This window comes from Sinomonas sp. ASV322 (assembly GCF_030908245.1).
Taxonomy (GTDB): Bacteria; Actinomycetota; Actinomycetes; order Actinomycetales; family Micrococcaceae; genus Sinomonas.
This window is the reverse complement of sequence record NZ_JAVFJJ010000001.1, coordinates 130,890-147,856: the sequence shown is the minus strand read 5'-3', so window position 1 is coordinate 147,856 and position 16,967 is coordinate 130,890. Positions and strand designations below refer to the sequence as shown.

The 16,967-nt window shown below is 68.2% G+C and carries 18 protein-coding genes; 4 read left to right on the top strand and 14 right to left on the bottom strand.

Annotation, left to right across the window (positions count from 1 at the left end):
- Positions 1-4 precede the first annotated feature (4 nt).
- Positions 5-1,345, bottom strand: coding sequence for a glutamine synthetase family protein (locus tag RBS12_RS00690; protein WP_307964130.1), 1,341 nt, complete (start codon positions 1,343-1,345; stop codon positions 5-7).
- A gap of 74 nt (positions 1,346-1,419) precedes the next feature.
- On the opposite strand from RBS12_RS00690, the gene panB reads away from it, so the two are divergent.
- Complete coding sequence (gene panB / locus RBS12_RS00685) at positions 1,420-2,301, top strand: 3-methyl-2-oxobutanoate hydroxymethyltransferase (RefSeq protein WP_307964129.1); 882 nt, start codon at positions 1,420-1,422, stop codon at positions 2,299-2,301.
- A 39-nt stretch (positions 2,302-2,340) separates the two neighbouring features.
- Here panB and RBS12_RS00680 read toward each other — a convergent pair whose 3' ends face one another.
- Positions 2,341-2,529, bottom strand: a complete 189-nt coding sequence (locus RBS12_RS00680; protein ID WP_307964128.1) for an SPOR domain-containing protein — start codon at positions 2,527-2,529, stop codon at positions 2,341-2,343.
- 38 nt (positions 2,530-2,567) lie between these two features.
- Between RBS12_RS00680 and map the strand changes: the two genes are divergently transcribed.
- Positions 2,568-3,446, top strand: a complete 879-nt coding sequence (gene map / locus RBS12_RS00675) for a type I methionyl aminopeptidase (RefSeq protein ID WP_307964127.1) — start codon at positions 2,568-2,570, stop codon at positions 3,444-3,446.
- Between the two features lie 74 nt (positions 3,447-3,520).
- Positions 3,521-4,318: a polyphosphate--glucose phosphotransferase gene (gene ppgK, locus RBS12_RS00670; RefSeq protein ID WP_307964126.1), complete on the top strand. Its 798-nt coding sequence runs from the start codon at positions 3,521-3,523 to the stop codon at positions 4,316-4,318.
- 81 nt (positions 4,319-4,399) lie between these two features.
- Here the strand turns inward: ppgK and nrdR are convergent, their stop codons facing one another.
- From nrdR to dnaE, 4 genes are all read right to left on the bottom strand, one after another.
- Positions 4,400-4,864 carry a transcriptional regulator NrdR gene (nrdR, locus tag RBS12_RS00665; RefSeq protein ID WP_307964125.1) on the bottom strand — a complete coding sequence of 155 codons (465 nt, stop codon included), beginning with the start codon at positions 4,862-4,864 and terminating at the stop codon, positions 4,400-4,402.
- A gap of 97 nt (positions 4,865-4,961) precedes the next feature.
- The gene (hisD, locus tag RBS12_RS00660; RefSeq protein WP_373886447.1) at positions 4,962-6,320 is read right to left on the bottom strand and encodes a histidinol dehydrogenase; all 1,359 of its coding nucleotides are present in this window, start codon (positions 6,318-6,320) and stop codon (positions 4,962-4,964) included.
- A gap of 125 nt (positions 6,321-6,445) precedes the next feature.
- Complete coding sequence (locus tag RBS12_RS00655) at positions 6,446-6,934, bottom strand: hypothetical protein (protein WP_307964123.1); 489 nt, start codon at positions 6,932-6,934, stop codon at positions 6,446-6,448.
- The gene (dnaE, locus tag RBS12_RS00650; protein WP_307964122.1) at positions 6,927-10,466 is read right to left on the bottom strand and encodes a DNA polymerase III subunit alpha; all 3,540 of its coding nucleotides are present in this window, start codon (positions 10,464-10,466) and stop codon (positions 6,927-6,929) included. Before dnaE ends, RBS12_RS00655 begins: the two co-directional genes overlap by 8 nt.
- Before the next feature lie 99 nt (positions 10,467-10,565).
- On the opposite strand from dnaE, the gene RBS12_RS00645 reads away from it, so the two are divergent.
- The gene (locus RBS12_RS00645) at positions 10,566-10,880 is read left to right on the top strand and encodes a hypothetical protein (protein WP_307964121.1); all 315 of its coding nucleotides are present in this window, start codon (positions 10,566-10,568) and stop codon (positions 10,878-10,880) included.
- A 63-nt stretch (positions 10,881-10,943) separates the two neighbouring features.
- Here the strand turns inward: RBS12_RS00645 and RBS12_RS00640 are convergent, their stop codons facing one another.
- The 8 genes from RBS12_RS00640 to ftsZ form a co-directional block, all read right to left on the bottom strand.
- Positions 10,944-11,876, bottom strand: a complete 933-nt coding sequence (locus RBS12_RS00640; protein ID WP_307964120.1) for an RluA family pseudouridine synthase — start codon at positions 11,874-11,876, stop codon at positions 10,944-10,946.
- A complete protein-coding gene (gene lspA, locus RBS12_RS00635) occupies positions 11,869-12,498 on the bottom strand; it encodes a signal peptidase II (RefSeq protein ID WP_307964119.1) in 630 nt (209 codons plus the stop codon). Before lspA ends, RBS12_RS00640 begins: the two co-directional genes overlap by 8 nt.
- 70 nt (positions 12,499-12,568) lie before the next feature.
- Complete coding sequence (locus tag RBS12_RS00630) at positions 12,569-13,210, bottom strand: DivIVA domain-containing protein (protein ID WP_307964118.1); 642 nt, start codon at positions 13,208-13,210, stop codon at positions 12,569-12,571.
- 138 nt (positions 13,211-13,348) lie between these two features.
- Positions 13,349-13,636 (bottom strand): YggT family protein, encoded by a 288-nt coding sequence (locus RBS12_RS00625; protein ID WP_307964117.1) that lies wholly within the window; start codon positions 13,634-13,636, stop codon positions 13,349-13,351.
- An 8-nt stretch (positions 13,637-13,644) separates the two neighbouring features.
- Complete coding sequence (locus RBS12_RS00620) at positions 13,645-14,175, bottom strand: cell division protein SepF (RefSeq protein WP_307964116.1); 531 nt, start codon at positions 14,173-14,175, stop codon at positions 13,645-13,647.
- 74 nt (positions 14,176-14,249) lie between these two features.
- Positions 14,250-14,993 (bottom strand): YggS family pyridoxal phosphate-dependent enzyme, encoded by a 744-nt coding sequence (locus RBS12_RS00615; RefSeq protein WP_307964115.1) that lies wholly within the window; start codon positions 14,991-14,993, stop codon positions 14,250-14,252.
- Positions 14,986-15,726 carry a polyphenol oxidase family protein gene (locus tag RBS12_RS00610; RefSeq protein ID WP_307964114.1) on the bottom strand — a complete coding sequence of 247 codons (741 nt, stop codon included), beginning with the start codon at positions 15,724-15,726 and terminating at the stop codon, positions 14,986-14,988. Before RBS12_RS00610 ends, RBS12_RS00615 begins: the two co-directional genes overlap by 8 nt.
- Positions 15,723-16,934, bottom strand: coding sequence for a cell division protein FtsZ (gene ftsZ, locus RBS12_RS00605; protein ID WP_307964113.1), 1,212 nt, complete (start codon positions 16,932-16,934; stop codon positions 15,723-15,725). The genes RBS12_RS00610 and ftsZ overlap by 4 nt, the downstream gene beginning before the upstream one ends.
- Positions 16,935-16,967 lie beyond the last annotated feature (33 nt).

The following is a 16,967-nucleotide window of genomic DNA, read 5'->3' as shown; positions in this document are numbered from 1 at the left end:
CAGCCTAGAGGATGCCCAGATTGCGGTGCAGCTCGTACGGAGTGACCTCGAGGCGGTATTCGTTCCACTCCTGCCGCTTGTTGCGCAGGAAGTACTCGAAGACCTGCTCCCCGAGGATCTGCGCCATCAGCTCGGAGTCCTCCATGCTGCTGATCGCATCGTGGAGGCTTGACGGGAGCGGCGAGTGCCCGAGCACGCGGCGCTCGGCTGACGAAAGCGACGCGATATCGTCCTCGGCGGCCTCCGGAAGCTCGTACTCCTCCTCGATGCCCTTGAGCCCTGCGCCGAGGAGGACCGCGTACGAGAGGTACGGGTTCGTGGCGGAATCGATGCCGCGGTACTCGACGCGCGCCGACTGGCCCTTGCCGGGCTTGTACAGGGGAACGCGGACGAGGGCCGAGCGGTTGTTGTGGCCCCAGCTCAGGTAGCTGGGCGCCTCTCCGCCGCCCCACAGACGCTTGTATGAGTTGACGAACTGGTTCGTGACCGCGGTGAACTCGTTGGCGTGGCGCAGAAGACCCGCGATGAAGTGCCGGGCCGTCTTCGAGAGCTGGAACTGCGCACCCGGCTCGTGGAACGCGTTCGTGTCCCCCTCGAAGAGTGAGAAATGGGTGTGCATCCCCGAGCCGGGGTGCACGGTGAAGGGCTTGGGCATGAACGTCGCGTACGCGCCCTGCTGGATGGCGACCTCCTTCACGACCGTGCGGAACGTCATGATGTTGTCCGCGGTCTGGAGCGCGTCGGCGTAGCGAAGGTCGATCTCGTTCTGTCCCGGACCGCCCTCATGGTGGCTGAACTCGACCGAGATCCCGACGGACTCGAGCATGTTGACGACCGTCCGGCGGAAGTCCTGGGCAACGCCGCCGGGCACGTGGTCGAAGTAGCCGCCCTGATCGATCGGGACGGGCGCGCCGTCCGGGCCCAGCTGGTCCGATTCGAGGAGATAGAACTCGATCTCTGGGTGCGTGTAGCACGTGAAGCCCATCTCGGCGGCCTTCGCGAGCGTTCGCTTGAGGACGTTGCGGGGATCCGCCAGGGAGGGCTCGCCGTCCGGCGTCAGGATGTCGCAGAACATGCGGGAGGTCGGCTCGGTCTCTCCGCGCCACGGCAGGATCTGGAACGTCGACGGGTCCGGCTGCAGGAGCATGTCCGATTCGGAGACCCGCGCAAGTCCCTCGATCGAGGAGCCGTCGAAGCCGAGCCCCTCGTCGAACGCCCCCTCGACCTCCGCCGGAGCGAGAGCGACCGACTTGAGCGAGCCCACGACGTCCGTGAACCACAGACGGACGAAGCGGACGTCGCGCTCCTCAATGGTGCGGAGCACGAATTCCTGCTGACGGTTCATGGGGTGTCTCCCTTACGAGTTCAGGCCCTTGCGCGCATCCCCCACTCTACTCAGCTTCGACTAGTCTCGTCGGTATGGTCCCCACCACTTCTCCCGAGTCTCCCGCTCCTTACGGAAGCGGCCCGCGGGCGTCCGGAACGCCGTCGCGCCCGAGCGGACGAATCCGGATCCACCACCTCGCGGCCGCCAAAGAACGTGGCGAGCGGTTCGCGATGCTCACGGCGTACGACCAATACGCCGCGCAGATCTTCGACGAGGCGGGCATCGAGGTGCTCCTCATCGGGGACTCCGCCGCGAACAACGTGTTCGGCCATGAGACGAGCCTCCCTGTCACGGTCGACGAACTCATCCCCCTGTGCCGCGCCGTCGCCCGGTCCGCCCATCGCGCGCTCGTCGTCGCCGACCTCCCGTTCGGCAGCTACGAGACCTCGCCGGCCCAAGGCGTCGAGACTGGGGTGCGCTTCCTCAAGGAGGGCCTCGTCCACGCCGTCAAGATGGAGGGCGGGGCCTACTACGCCGACACGGTGCGTGCAATGGTCCAGGCCGGCATCCCCGTCATGGCTCACATCGGCTTCACGCCGCAGAGCGAGCACGCGCTCGGCGGCTATCGCGTCCAAGGAAGGGGCGACGACGCAGCTCGCCTCATCGAGGATGCGAAGGCCCTCGAGGCGGCGGGCGCCTTCTGCGTCCTCATGGAGATGGTTCCCGCGGACACGGCGGCGGCGGTCGACGCTGCCGTATCGGTTCCGACGATCGGGATCGGCGCCGGCGCCTCGACGACCGGGCAGGTGCTCGTGTGGCAGGACATGGCGGGCCTGCGCGGCGGCGAAGGCACCCGCATCGCGAAGTTCGTCAAGAGGTACGCGAATCTGCGCGAGACGCTCCTCGACGCGGCTCGCCACTATGGGGACGACGTGCGGTCGGGCGTGTTCCCGGGGCCCGAGCACAGCTTCTGATATGGAGAAGGCCCCGCCGGTCATCCGGCTGGGCCTTCTCTAGTCCTTGTCGGACCAGCCGTCTCCGTCAGCGTCCGAAGGGTCCCACGCTCGGTTGCGTTCCTTGACCTTCTCGAGTGCGTGTTCCGCTTCCTCGCGCGTCTGGTACGGCCCGATGAGCTGGGTCCAATCGCTCATGGCGTCCTCTTCGACCTGATGCGTTCGGACGTTGTACCAATACTGCGTCATGCCGTTCGTCACCCTTCCCTCGCGAGTACACTCAGCCTATGCCTTCTCCGTCACCCACGGCACCCGTGGGCACGCTCGTGCCCGGGGCCGTTTCCCCTCTGCGCAAGGTCCCGGGCTCCATCCCACGCCCGGCCTATGTGGGGAAGGATTCGCCCGAGCGGTACGAGGGGAACGACGTCTACACGCCCGAGGAAATCGAGCGGATCCGCACGGCGGGGAAGATCGCCGCCGACGCGATCGTCGAAGTCGGCAGGCACATCCGTCCGGGCGTCACGACAGACGAACTGGACCGGATCGGGCACGAGTTCCTCGTGGGCCACGACGCCTACCCGTCGACTCTCGGCTATCGGGGCTTCCCGAAGTCGCTGTGCACGTCGGTCAACGAGGTCATCTGCCACGGCATCCCGGACACGACCGTCCTGGCGGATGGGGACATCATCAACATCGACATCACGGCGTTCAAGGACGGCGTCCACGGGGACACGAACTACACCTTCTTGGTGGGCGACGTCGACGAAGAGTCGAGGCTCCTCGTCGAGCGGACGCAGGAGTCCCTTCGCCGCGCCATCAAGGCCGTAGCGCCGGGACGTGAGATCAACGTCATCGGACGCACGATCGAGTCGTACGCGAGACGCTTCGGCTACGGCGTCGTGCGGGACTTCACCGGCCACGGGGTCGGCGAGGCCTTCCACTCCGGGCTGATCATCCCGCACTACGACGCCGCACCGGCCTACAGCCGGGTGCTCGAGCCGGGAATGGTCTTCACGATCGAGCCGATGCTCACGCTCGGCACGATCCAGTGGGACATGTGGGACGACGGCTGGACCGTCGTCACGCGCGATCGGAAGCGGACGGCGCAGTTCGAGCACACGCTCGTCGTCACCGACTCGGGGGCCGAGATCCTCACGGCCCCCTGATCCCCGGCGCACAGCCCTCCCATTCGGCGCCCAGTACCACCCCTCCAGACCCTGACCCGCGAGAGGCGGAACGCATGTCAAAGAGCGACAAGAAGAAGTCCAACCACCTCATCGGCATCGACATCGGCGGCACGGGGATCAAGGGCGGCATCGTCGATCTCAAGAAGGGCAAGCTCGTGGGTGAGCGCGTGCGCATCGAGACGCCGCAGCCTGCCGCTCCCGAGCCCGTCGCCGACGTCGTCGCGCACATCGTGGACGAGCTGAGCCAGCGCGACGAGGCGCCCGACACCGACACGCCGGTGGGAGTCGCTTTCCCCGCGATCATCCAGCACGGCGTCGCGCGCTCAGCGGCCAACGTGGACAAGTCGTGGATCGACTTCGAGGTCAACAAGCATTTCAGCGAACGCCTCGGCCGACCGGTCGAAGTCATCAACGATGCGGACTCCGCGGGCCTCGCCGAGGTTCGCTACGGTGCCGGCGCGGGCATCGACGGCACGGTGCTCGTCATCACTCTCGGCACCGGCATCGGGTCGGCGTTCGTGTTCGACGGCCAGCTCGTCCCCAACGCCGAACTCGGCCACCTCGAGATCGATGGCTTCGACGCCGAGACCAAGGCTTCCGCCGTCGCGCGCGAACGCGACGGCATCGGCTGGGAGGACTACAGCGTCCGCCTCCAGCGCTACTTCTCGCACGTCGAGTTCCTCTTCTCGCCTGAGCTCTTCGTTGTCGGCGGCGGGATTTCGAAGCGAGCTGACGAGTATCTTCCGCGCCTCAAGCTGCGGACGCCCATCGTCCCGGCTGAGCTCAAGAACGAAGCCGGCATCGTGGGAGCGGCGCTGCAGGTCGCGATCCACCACAAGCTCCACAAGTAGGACTCTGCGCCGCTGTGTGAGAACGGCCGTGGGAGCCTGCCCAGGCTGCCGCGGCCGTCGCGTCCGGCTACGCGGATCCGGCTACTCGGCTGCGATCTCCGCCTGCTCCGAGCGAAGCAGGGCGATCGCCGCCTCGAAGTCCTCGAGAGACTCGAAGGATTGATACACGCTGGCGAACCGCAGGTAGGCGACGTGGTCGAGCTTCCGAAGCGGCCCCAGGATCGCGAGCCCAACCTCGTGCGCCTTGATCTCGGCGGCGCCGCTCGCGCGCACCGCCTCCTCGACCTCCTGGGCGAGGAGCGCGAGATCGTCTTCCGTCACGGGACGTCCCTGGCAGGCCTTGCGCACGCCGTTGATGACCTTCGACCGGCTGAACGGCTCGCCGACTCCTGACCGTTTGATGACCGTGAGGCTCGTCGTCTCAATGGTCGTGAACCGGCGGCCGCACTTCGGGCACTGCCTCCGGCGGCGGATTGCGGCGCCGTCGTCCTGGATCCGGCTGTCGACCACGCGCGAGTCCGGATTGCGGCAAAAAGGGCAGTACATCCTCTGATTCTAGGGGGTGCGCCCTAGGTCACCAACGGTCGATCACCAGATGTAGTAGTGGGTCCCACTAGGTGCGGTGGTTGTCGACGGCGGCGACTCAGCCGAAGCGCCGGTCCACAGCGTCGCCGTGGGCCGGGAGGTCCTCGGCATCCGCGAGACTCCGAATGTGGCCCGCGACCTCACCAAGGGCCTGCTCGCTGTAGTCGATAACTTGGACGGCTTTGAGGAAAGTCGTGACGTTGAGCCCGGACGAGAAGACGGCCGTGCCGCTCGTGGGAAGCACGTGATTCGAGCCTGCGGAATAGTCGCCGAGGCTCACCGGGCTGTAATCGCCCACGAAGATGGCGCCAGCGTTCTGGATCCGCGCAGCCGCCGCCCGCGGGTCGGCCGTCATGATCTCGAGGTGCTCGGCCGCGTAGGCGTCGCACACCGCGATCCCGGCGTCGACGTCGTCCACGAGGACGGCACCCGACTGGCGCCCCGACAGCGCGGCGAGCACGCGCTCGCGGTGCTTTGTGCCCTCCGCCTGGCTGGCGAGTTGTTCGCGCACGGCTTCGACGAGTTCGGGTGAGTCTGTCACCAGGACGGAACCGGCCCGCGTGTCGTGCTCGGCCTGGCTGATGAGATCCGCCGCAACGAGGTCAGGCCGGGCGGTCGCGTCGGCGAGGATCGCGATCTCTGTCGGGCCCGCCTCCGCGTCGATGCCGACGACGCCCTTGACGAGGCGTTTCGCCGTCGCGACAAAGATGTTGCCCGGGCCGGTCACGACGTCGGCAGGCTCGATCGCGGGCAGGTGTCCCTGGGCGTCCTCTCCCGAAGGAATCCCGTAGGCGAAGCTGATGACCGCCTGCGCGCCGCCGATCGCGTAGACCTCGTCGATGCCGAGCAGGGCGGCGGCGGCGAGGATCGTGGGGTGCGGGAGGCCCCCATTGTCCTTCTGCGGCGGAGAGGCGAGCGCGATCGAGCCCACGCCGGCGGCCTGGGCCGGCACAACGTTCATGACAACCGACGACGGGTACACCGCGAGGCCGCCGGGAACATACAGGCCGACGCGCCGCACCGGGACCCAGCGCTGGGTGACGATCGCGCCGTCGCCCGGCCGAATCGTCACGTCCTCGGGGCGCTGCGCCTCGGCGAAGAGGCGTGCCCTGCGGATCGACTCCTCGAGGGCGGCTCGGACCCCGGGATCGAGCGTGTCGAGCGCGCTCGCGATCGCCGCGGCCGGCACGCGCGGGTGGCGCTGGGCTACGCCGTCGAACTTCTCGGCGAGGAGCGAGAGGGCCGCGAAGCCGCCCGAGCGGACGTCCGCGATGATGCCGCGCACGGCATCCTCGACGGCGCTGCCCTGCTCGGCCTCGAGCCGGGGCACGACGGCGCGCAGTTCGGCAAGGCTGAGGCTGCTGCCCCTCAGGTCGATCGTGCGGAAGTCGAGGGCGGGGGCTGGCGATGTCACCAACCCAGTCTACGGTCCCCCGCGGGCTGTCAGGGTGAGGACGGGAACCAGCGGCGGGTGGGCGGGCTCAAGGGCGGGTGGGCGGGGTCAAGGGCGGGTAGGCGGGGACTAGGGTCGGGTGGGTGGGCTCAAGGGCGGGTGGGCGGGGACCAGAGGACAGTCACGAGCCCAAGGACGACGACGGCGACAATCGCCGGCCAGAGCGCGAGCTCGCTCAGCGTCTGGAGCCCGAAGGCGGATCCGTCGATGCTCGGATCAGATCGCGGGGAGCCAAACGCACGGCCCAGCCCGACTCCGGTGAGCCACATGAGCAGGCTTCCTGCGCCCGAGCCGACGAGCGCGGCGAGGGAGCGACCCGCGAAGCCGTGGCGGTCGTGCACCCACACGACGGGGACGACGACGCACACGGCCGCGAGGGCTGCGAATCCCGCGAACATGAAGTCTCGGGTGAGCCACACTCCGTAGTCGGAACCGTCGCCGTAGAGGCGGCCTCCGGGCGACGCGAGCCACCACGCTACGCCGAGGACCGGGCCGGCGGCGGCAGGCGCAAACAGCCACCGGAGCATCGTGCCGAGGCCGGGCCAGAAACTCGGGGCGGCCTCGGGAGAATCAGGCATCAAGGCACGCAGGCCCGAGGAGGACCTTGAGGTCTCCGAACAGGGCGGGGTTCGGATTCACCCGCAGATGCACTCCGAGCTTCATGATCTCGATGCTCCGAGTCCCGTGAAGCCGCAGCTGGACTTCGCTGTGGCCCGGATGCGTCTTGAGCACCTCGCCGAGGCGCGTCACGACGCGCTCGGTGGCCTTGTGCGTCGGCATCGAGATGACAATGGGGCCGCCGCCCGCCTGGCTCAGGTCGGGGACGGTGAGTTCCATCGCGCTCAGGGTCACGGCGCCGTCGTCGCGCCGCTGGAGGCGGCCCTTGACCACGACGATGAGGTCTTCGGCGAGGATCGACGAGATCGGCCCGTAGACCTGACCGAAGAACATGACTTCCATCGACGCGCCAAGGTCCTCGATCTCCGCCCGCGCATACGCGTTGCCGCTCGCCTTCGCGATGCGCCGGCTCAGCGACGTGATCATGCCCGCGATCGTGACGATCGCGCCGTCCTGCGGGCCTTCGTCCGAGATGAGGTGGGAGATCGCGTGATCCGAGTGGCCCTCGAGCACTCCTTCGAGGCCTTGGAGCGGGTGATCCGAGACGTATAGTCCGAGCATGTCGCGCTCGAACGCGAGGCGGTCCTTCTTCTCCCATTCGGGCAGATCCGGGACCTCGACCGACAGCCCCGCGGCCAGACCGCCATCCTCTCCCCCGCCGTCGAACGCGCTGAAGAGGTCAAACTGATTCGCCGCCTCGTTGCGCTTCAAGGTGATGACGGCGTCGACGGCTTCCTCGTGGATCATCGCCAGGGCGCGCCGCGGATGGCCGAGGGAGTCGAACGCGCCGGCTTTGATGAGCGATTCGATCGTGCGCTTGTTGCAGACGACGGCGGGGACCTTCTGGAGGAAGTCGCTGAAGCCCGTGAAGGCCTTCTTCTCCTCGCGCGCTTCGACCATCGAGTGGACGACGTTCGCGCCGACATTGCGGATCGCGCCCATGCCGAAGCGGATGTCATTCCCCACCGGGGTGAAGTTGAGCGCGGACTCGTTGACGTCCGGCGGGAGGACCGTGATGCCCATGCGCCGGCACTCGTTGAGGTACATCGCGCACTTGTCCTTGTCGTCGCCCACCGATGTCAGGAGCGCGGCCATGTACTCGGCCGGGTAGTGCGCCTTGAGGTAGGCGGTCCAGTAGGAGACGACGCCGTAGGCGGCCGAGTGCGCCTTGTTGAACGCGTAGTCGGAGAACGGCAGGAGGATGTCCCAGAGGGTCTTGACGGCGGCGTCCGAGTAGCCGCGCTCGTGCATGCCGGCCGAGAAGCCCTCGAACTGCTTGTCCAGCTCCGACTTCTTCTTCTTGCCCATCGCGCGGCGGAGGATGTCGGCTTGACCGAGCGAGTAGCCAGCAAGCTTCTGCGCGATGGCCATGACCTGCTCCTGGTACACGATGAGGCCGAACGTACCGCCCAGGATGTCCTCGAGCGGCTCCGCCAGCTCGGGATGGATCGGCGTGATCTCCTGCTGCCCGTTCTTGCGCAGGGCATAGTTCGTGTGGGCGTTCGCGCCCATGGGACCCGGGCGGTAGAGCGCGAGGACGGCGGAGATGTCCTCGAAGTTGTCGGGGCGCATGAGCTTGAGCAGCGAGCGCATGGGGCCGCCGTCGAGCTGGAACACCCCGAGCGTGTCACCGCGCGCGAGCAGTTCGTAGGACGCCGCGTCGTCGAGCTCGAGCCGCTCGAGGTCGAGCTCGTGGCCACGGTTGAGCTTGATGTTGTCGAGGGCGTCCGTGATGATCGTGAGGTTCCTCAGTCCGAGGAAGTCCATCTTGATGAGGCCGAGGCCTTCGCAGGTCGGGTAGTCGAACTGCGTGATGATCTGGCCGTCCTGCTCGCGGCGCATGATCGGGACGATGTCGATGAGCGGATGCGAGGACATGATGACGCCCGCGGCGTGGACGCCCCACTGGCGCTTGAGCCCCTCGAGGCCGAGGGCCGTCTCGAAGACGCGCTGCGCGTCCGCGTCCGACCGCAGGAGCTCCCGCATCTCCTCGGCCTCGCCGTAGCGCTTCGCCTCGGGGTTGTGGATGTCCACGAGTGGCATGCCCTTGCCCATGACGTCCGGCGGCATGGCCTTCGTGAGCCGCTCCCCCACGGAGAACGGGTAGCCGAGGACGCGCGACGAGTCCTTGAGCGCCTGCTTGGCCTTGATGGTCCCGTACGTGACGATCATCGCGACGCGGTCGTCGCCGTACTTCTCGGTCACGTACTTGATGACCTCGGGACGGCGACGATCGTCGAAGTCGACGTCGAAGTCGGGCATCGAGACGCGGTCCGGGTTGAGGAAGCGCTCGAAGATGAGGCCGTGCGCGAGCGGGTTGAGATCCGTGATGCGCATCGCGTACGCGGCCATCGAGCCCGCGCCCGAGCCGCGTCCCGGACCGACGCGGATCCCGTGGTCCTTGGCCCAGTTGATGAAGTCGGCGACGACGAGGAAGTAGCCGGGGAAACCCATCTGGGTGATGATCCCGATCTCGTACTCGGCCTGCTTGCGCACCTCGTCCGGGATGCCGCCGGGGAAGCGGTAGTGGAGGCCGCGCTCGACCTCCTTGACGAACCACGACTCCTCGTTCTCCCCGTCCGGGCAGGGGAAGCGGGGCATGTAGCTGGCCTTGGTGTTGAACTCGACGTTGCACCGTTCGGCGATGAGGAGCGTGTTGTCGCACGCGTCGGGGTGCTCGCTGAAGATTGCGCGCATCTCCGCCGGGGACTTGAGGTAGAACTCGTCGGCGTCGAACTTGAACCGCTTGGGGTCGGCGAGCGTCGAACCGGACTGGACGCAGAGGAGCGCGGCGTGGCTCGACGCGTCCTCGGCGTGCGTGTAGTGGAGGTCGTTCGTCGCGACGAGCGGGAGGCCGAGATCCTTCGCGAGCTTGATGAGATCGGCTTGGATGCCTCGCTCGATCTCGAGCCCGTGGTCCATGAGCTCGCAGTAGAAATTGTCGTGGCCGAAGATGTCCCGGAACTCGGCCGCAGCCTCGCGCGCCTCCTTGTAGAGGCCGAGGCGCAGCTTGGTCTGGACCTCCCCGGACGGGCATCCGGTCGTGGCGATGAGGCCCTTGCCGTAGGTCTGCAGGAGCTCGCGGTCCATGCGCGGCTTGTAGAGGTAGCCCTCGAGGGAGGCCAGCGAGGACATGCGGAACAGGTTGTGCATGCCCTGGGTGTTCTCGGCCCACATCGTCATGTGGGTGTAGGCGCCTGCGCCGGAGACGTCGTCGCGCCCGCCGTCACCCCAGCGCACGCGGGTCTTGTCTCGCCGCGCGGTCCCCGGCGTGAGATACGCCTCGACGCCCACGATCGGCTTGACCCCGGCGTCGTTCGCCTTCTTCCAGAAGTCGAAGGCCCCGAAGACGAATCCGTGGTCCGTCGTGGCAAGGGCGTTCATGCCCAGCTCCGCAGCGTGGCCGAACAAGTCGCCCAGCCGGGCCGCGCCGTCGAGCATCGAGTACTCGGTGTGGTTGTGGAGGTGGACGAACGAACCGGTGGAGCTCACCGAACCAGTCTAGGCGTGGCGGCTCGGGGCTCGGCGGTGCCGCGCCGCAGGAGGCTCGCGGCGGCGAGCTGCTCGGCCAGATAGAAGAGGAAAGGCGGGATGTCGCCGGTCAAGGCAAGTGCGCCGCCCGCCCCGGGCCAGCGCACCGGCAGCCGCGGCGGCGTAGCGCCTCGACCGACCCTTCGGCAGGGCAAGGGCTACGCGGGCGAACGCGGCAGGCACCGCCGTCGTACCCGCCGCGGCGAGGTGGTGACCGATGATCCAACCGCGCTCCCCCGCGCGGAGGAGTTCGAGGCGTCGGACGGGATCACGCTCAAGGTAGACCCCAGGAACCGGAGCGATGCCGATCAGCCAGAGGGCCGCAGCCCCGATCGCGGTGACACTCGCCCGCCGGAGCCCGTTCGCATCGGGTGACATGACTCGCCTCATCCGGTCCTCCCGTTGTCGCCGTCAGGGTAGGGCGCCGTGCGGGCACCGTCAATGCCCGGGCACGCCCCCTCGAAGAGCGTCGATCGCGTACTGGAGATCCGTCGGATACGGGCTCGTCGCCTGCACCCATTCGCCCGTCCGCGGATGGGCGAAGCCGAGGCGGTGGGCGTGCAGCCACTGGCGCGTCAAGCCGAGCTCGGCCGCGAGGCGGGGATCCGCCCCGTACGTGAGATCGCCCGCGCACGGATGGTGGAGCGCGGAGAAATGCACGCGGATCTGATGCGTTCGCCCAGTCTCGAGGTGGACCTCGACGAGGCTCGCGCGTCCGAAGGCTTCAAGCACCTCATAGTGCGTCACGGACGCGCGGCCGTCCTCGACGACGGCGAAACGCCAGTCGTAGCCGGGGTGCCGGCCGATCGGGGCGTCGATCGTCCCCTCGAGAGGATCAGGGAGGCCTTGGACGACGGCGTGGTAGACCTTGTCCACGGTGCGCTCCTTGAAAGCGCGCTTGAGGACGGTGTACGCGTGCTCGGTCTTCGCCACGACCATCGCGCCCGAGGTTCCGACGTCCAGCCGATGCACGATGCCGGCCCGTTCGGGGGCGCCGGACGTCGAGATCCGGAAGCCGTCCGCGGCGAGACCGCCCACCACGGTCGGCCCGACCCACCCCGGCGACGGATGCGCGGCGACGCCCACGGGCTTGTCCACGACCACGAAGTCTTCGTCGTCGAGGAGGATGTCCAGGCCGTCCACGTGCTCAACCACCACTTCCAGAGGATCGCGCCGCTCGGGCGCGTCGATGACAATCTCGTCGCCGGCGGCGAGCCGATCCGACTTGGCCAAGGCCCTGCCCGCGCAGTACGCATGCCCGCCCGCAAGAAGCTGCGCGGCGGCCGACCGGGAGACCCCGAGCAAGACCGCGAGGCCTGCGTCCGCCCGTTGCCCGCCCAGTTCCTCCGGAACAATGTGCGGCTCAGGCACGGGGCGGTTCCTCGCCCGGGCGCCCGGAACCGTCAGGCTCACCCTGATCCGCACGGCCCGCGGCGGACCGCGCCTTCCCGTGACGACTTCCATCGGCCCCGACGCCCAGGAGGGTCAGGAGGCAGATGAGCGCGACTCCGGTGACGACGCACGAGTCGGCGACGTTGAAGATCGCGAAATTGGGGAGCTGGATGAAGTCGACGACGTGACCCATGCCGAAGGACGGTTCACGGAACAGGCGGTCGGTCAGGTTGCCGAGCGCGCCGCCGAGCACGAGCCCGAGGGCGACGGCCCAGCCAAGCGACCGGACCCTGCGTGCGTACAGGATGATCGCCACGGAGACGGCCGTCATGATGATGCTGAACACCCACGTGACGTTCTCGCCGATTGAGAACGCAGCGCCTGAGTTGCGGATGTAGTACCAGTGCAGCAGCGGGGGCAGGACGGCGGTCCGCTCCCCCTCCACCATGGTGCTCGTCACCCAGAGCTTCGTGAGCTGGTCGAACGTGTAGACGACGACGGCGAGGGCCGCGAGGACGGCGATGGCCCGTCCCGACACGCGGCGGCGGCCGTTCGACGACGGCTCAGGCCCCTGCGACGGGGTCACCGATGAGTTTTCCATACTGCTTTCCGTTGACATGCCGAAGCCGACGGCCGCATATGCGCGGCCGTCGGCCAGAGAGCTCGGGGTCTCAGACCTCGGCGTTGTCTGGGATCTCGCTCGACACGACGGAGCCGCGTGCGTCGAGATCGCGGAGCTGGCCCTCGATGTAGGCCTTGAGACGCGCACGGTAGTCGCGCTCGAAGCCACGGAGCTGCTCAACCTTGCGCTCGAGGACGGACCGCTGCTGTTCGAGCGCACCGAGGGTCTTGCGCGACTTCTCCTGGGCTTCGCTCACAAGGCTGCTCGCCTCGATCTGAGCCTCGGCGATGATCTTGTCGCGCTGGTCGACGCCGTCCTGGACGTGCTTGTCGTGCATCTGCTGGGCCATCGCGAGGAGGCCAGCCGCCGACTCGGCGGTCTGAGCGTGGACGGCCGGCGCCGCCGCGGGCGCCTGGGCGGCGGGAACGACGGGCGCAGCCTCGGGCTTGGCGACCTCAGCCGGCTTGACCTCTTCCGCAGCAGGCTTCTCGGGCACGGCCGCCACGGGTGCGCCGCCCTTCGAGGTGAGCTCGGCGACCTTCTTGCGAAGCTCGTCGTTCTCCTGGTTCAGGCGGCGAAGCTCGATGACGATCTCGTCAAGGAAGTCATCAACCTCGTCCTGGTCGTATCCCTCGCGGAACTTAGTCGGCTGGAAACGCTTGTTGACGACATCTTCTGGCGTCAGAGCCATCTGCTCACCTCTTTGGTCTAGTCAGTCAGGGGCTTGCGCCACCGTGACTACGGTAACTGACGTTCGCCCGGTAGCTCCACTTGGGCCGCCCGCATGTGCGCGCCGCCTCGAGGATCCCGGAACAATTTTGCTAAGAACCTACGCGAGATTCCGGACGATAGCCATAGCGATGTACACCGCAATGACGAGGATCAGGAAGGCGATATCGAGGCTGATCGAACCGAGATGGATCGGCTTGAAGATCCTTCTCGAAAGCCGCATCGGCGGGTCCGTCACCGCGTAGACCGCACTCGCCGCGACGAGCGACGCACCCCGAGGCCGCCATGTACGGGCAAACGACTGGACCCAGTCGAACACGAGCCTCGCGACGAGCGCCACCAAGAAGAGCTCGAGGACGAGGAAGACGACGGCCCACAGAATGCCCATGCCGGAACTCAGCTCTGGTTGAAGAAGGTCGCCTGGCCCTCGCTGGCGTTCTTGTCCTCGCCCAGGACCTCGATCGTCGACGGCGTCAGAAGGAAGACCTTGTTCGTCACGCGTTCAATGCTCCCGTGCAGGCCGAAGACAAGTCCAGCCGAGAAGTCGACGAGCCGCTTGGCGTCCGCCTCGCCCATGTCCGTGACGTTCATGATGACGGGAATGCCGTCGCGGAAGCTCTCGCCGATGACCTTGGCGTCGTTGTAGGAGCGGGGGTGGATGGTCGTGATCTGGCGCAGCCCGGCGTCTTCGCGCACGGCCGCAGCACGCTTGATGGGGGTCACGGGGGCCCGATACTCCTCAACCTCGGATGATGCGGGTTCGCGGGTGGAAAACGCCGGACGGCGTTCTTCGCGCTCGGTGTGCACCAGATTGTCCTCTTCCGTACGTGTAAGATCCGTGCGGACATGCTGGGGCTCGGCCTCGAACTGCTCATCGCTGTCTGCGAGGCCGAGGTAAACCATCGTCTTCCGCATAACTCCGGCCATGCTCGACTCCTGTACTCGGGCCGCGCGGTCCTCATGCACCGGGTCCCGGCCCTGAAGGTCCCGACTCTTCGAAGCTACAGCACGCGTGGCCGCGGACCGAGTACATCCGTCCCGATCCGAACGTGTGTCGCGCCCGCCGCGATGGCCTGTTCGAGGTCTTGGCTCATGCCCGCCGAGATCATCATCGCATCCGGGTGATCGCCGCGCAGCAACGCGGCGCAGTCGGCCAGCCGAGCGAATGCGCGGGACGGATCCTCTCCGAGCGGCGCGACAGCCATGACGCCAGCGAGCCGGAGGCCCTCAGATGACGCGATGAGATCCGCGAGGCCAAGGATCTCCCTCGGCAGCGCACCTCCCCGGCCCGGCTCGGCGAGCGGATCGAGATTGACCTGGACGAGGCACGCGAGCGGCAGCCGTCCAGCCCGAGACGGCTCGCTGGCCGCGGCCTTGGCCAGCGCGGCGACGAGCGAGGGCCGATCCACCGAGTGGATCGCGTCGGCGTAGCGGACGACGCTCTTGGCCTTGTTGGTCTGGAGCTGGCCGATGAAATGCCACGAAAGTCCGAGTTCGCCGAGTTCGGCCGCCTTGGCGGAGGCCTCCTGATCGCGGCTCTCGCCGATGTCCGTCACGCCGAGCTCTGCGAGGAACCGCACGTCGTCGGCTGGGTGGAACTTCGTCACGACGATGAGCTCCGGCTGATCGGCGCGCCCGGCTGCGCGGGCGGCGTCATGAATCCGGGTGCGGACCCGATCGAGGTTCGACGCGAGCTGCTCGCGCCGAGCGTTTCGGTCATTCGACTGGGCGGCGCGCTCAGCCATGTGCCCACACCACTCCCGCGAAGCGCCCCTCGCCGGGCGCACGGCGGTGCGAGAACAGGCGGGTCTCCTGGAACGTGCACGCGATGGCCTCCAGGTGGACCGGGACGCCCAGCGCGTCCAGCTGGGACTCGACGCCCGCCGGAAGGTCGAGCCCCGGCGTTCCCCACGACGTCGTCGATGCCGTCCCGGGGACCTTCGCCTCGATCTCGTCGCGGAGCGCCGCCGGCACCTCGTAGCAGCGGCCGCAGATGCTGGGCCCAATCCAGGCCTCAAGGCCTCGCGCGCCAGCCTCGCGCAGCGCGTCCACGGCGGAGTTCACGACCCCGGCCGCGAGCCCGGCTCGGCCCGCGTGGACGGCTGCCAGCGCGGGCCGTCCATCCGGGAATTCGCCGACGACGAGGATCGGCACGCAGTCGGCCACCATGACGGCGACCGGCAGCCCTCGCGACAGGAGCGCGTCGGCAACCGGCGCGTCGCCGGAGCCTTCGGCCCACGCGGCGCGGTCGCCGTGCTCCTGATCCATGTAGCGGACCCTGTCGACCCCCACCGCGCCCGCGAGCGCCGCGCGGTGGCTGCGGACGCCGTCGTCGTCCTCTCCGACGTGGAACGCGAGGTTCCCGCCCGAGACCTGGGTGAACGCGGCGGTGACGCCGGGACGGATGTCCCGGCGCCACCAGAAGATGCGCTCAGCGTCGGCGCCGTCGGTGCCCGGCGCCGCGATGCCGAGGGTCACTTGAGGAAGTCGGGCACGTCGAGGTCGTCGCGCGAGCCGGTGAGGTCATGCTCGACGACGGCCGGGAGCTCGACGTCGAAGCCCGAGTCGGCCGACGATCCCGCCGAGGACTGGCTCCACTGGCTCAGGCCCGCGTGCACGGGCGTGGGCTGGGCCACGGGCCGCGGCGCGGCGGGCACGGCCATCGGCTGCTGGGCAGCAGCTGCCGCAGCCTGGGCAGCGGCCTTGGCCTTCGTGTCCTCGAGCGACGGCGACGTGGCCTTGACGTCGTCGAAGCCGGCCGCGATGACGGTCACGCGGGCCTCGTCGCCGAGCGCGTCGTCGATGACCGCGCCGAAGATGATGTTGGCCTCGGGGTGCGCGACCTCCTGGACGAGGCGCGCGGCCTCGTTGATCTCGAAGAGGCCGAGGTCGCTGCCGCCCTGGATCGACAGCAGGACGCCGTGGGCACCGTCGATCGATGCCTCGAGGAGCGGCGACGCGATGGCGAGCTCGGCTGCCTTGACGGCGCGGTCCTCGCCGCGCGCCGAGCCGATGCCCATGAGCGCCGAGCCGGCGCCCTGCATCACGGACTTGACGTCCGCGAAGTCGAGGTTGATCAGGCCGGGAGTCGTGATGAGGTCGGTGATGCCCTGGACGCCCGAAAGCAGCACCTGGTCCGCCGACCGGAAGGCGTCGAGCACTGAGACGTTGCGGTCGCTGATCGAGAGCAGGCGGTCGTTGGGGATGACGATGAGAGTGTCGACCTCGTCGCGGAGTGCTTCGATGCCATTCTCGGCCGAGGTCGCGCGGCGGCGGCCCTCGAACGTGAACGGCCGCGTCACGACGCCGATCGTGAGGGCACCGAGGGAGCGGGCGATGCGCGCCACGACGGGAGCGCCGCCCGTGCCGGTTCCGCCGCCTTCGCCCGCCGTGACGAAGACCATGTCGGCGCCGCGAAGCACTTCCTCGATCTCGTCCGAGTGGTCCTCGGCCGCCTGGCGTCCGACCTCGGGGTTCGCGCCCGCGCCGAGGCCGCGGGTGAGCTCGCGCCCGACATCGAGCTTGACGTCGGCGTCGCTCATGAGCAGCGCCTGCGCGTCCGTGTTGATGGCGATGAATTCCACCCCTCGCAGACCGACTTCGATCATGCGGTTTACTGCGTTCACGCCACCGCCGCCGATGCCGACGACCTTGATGACGGCCAAGTAGTTCTGCGGTGCTGCCACGTTGAGTGTCCCTTGTTCGAAAGCCTGCTGTTC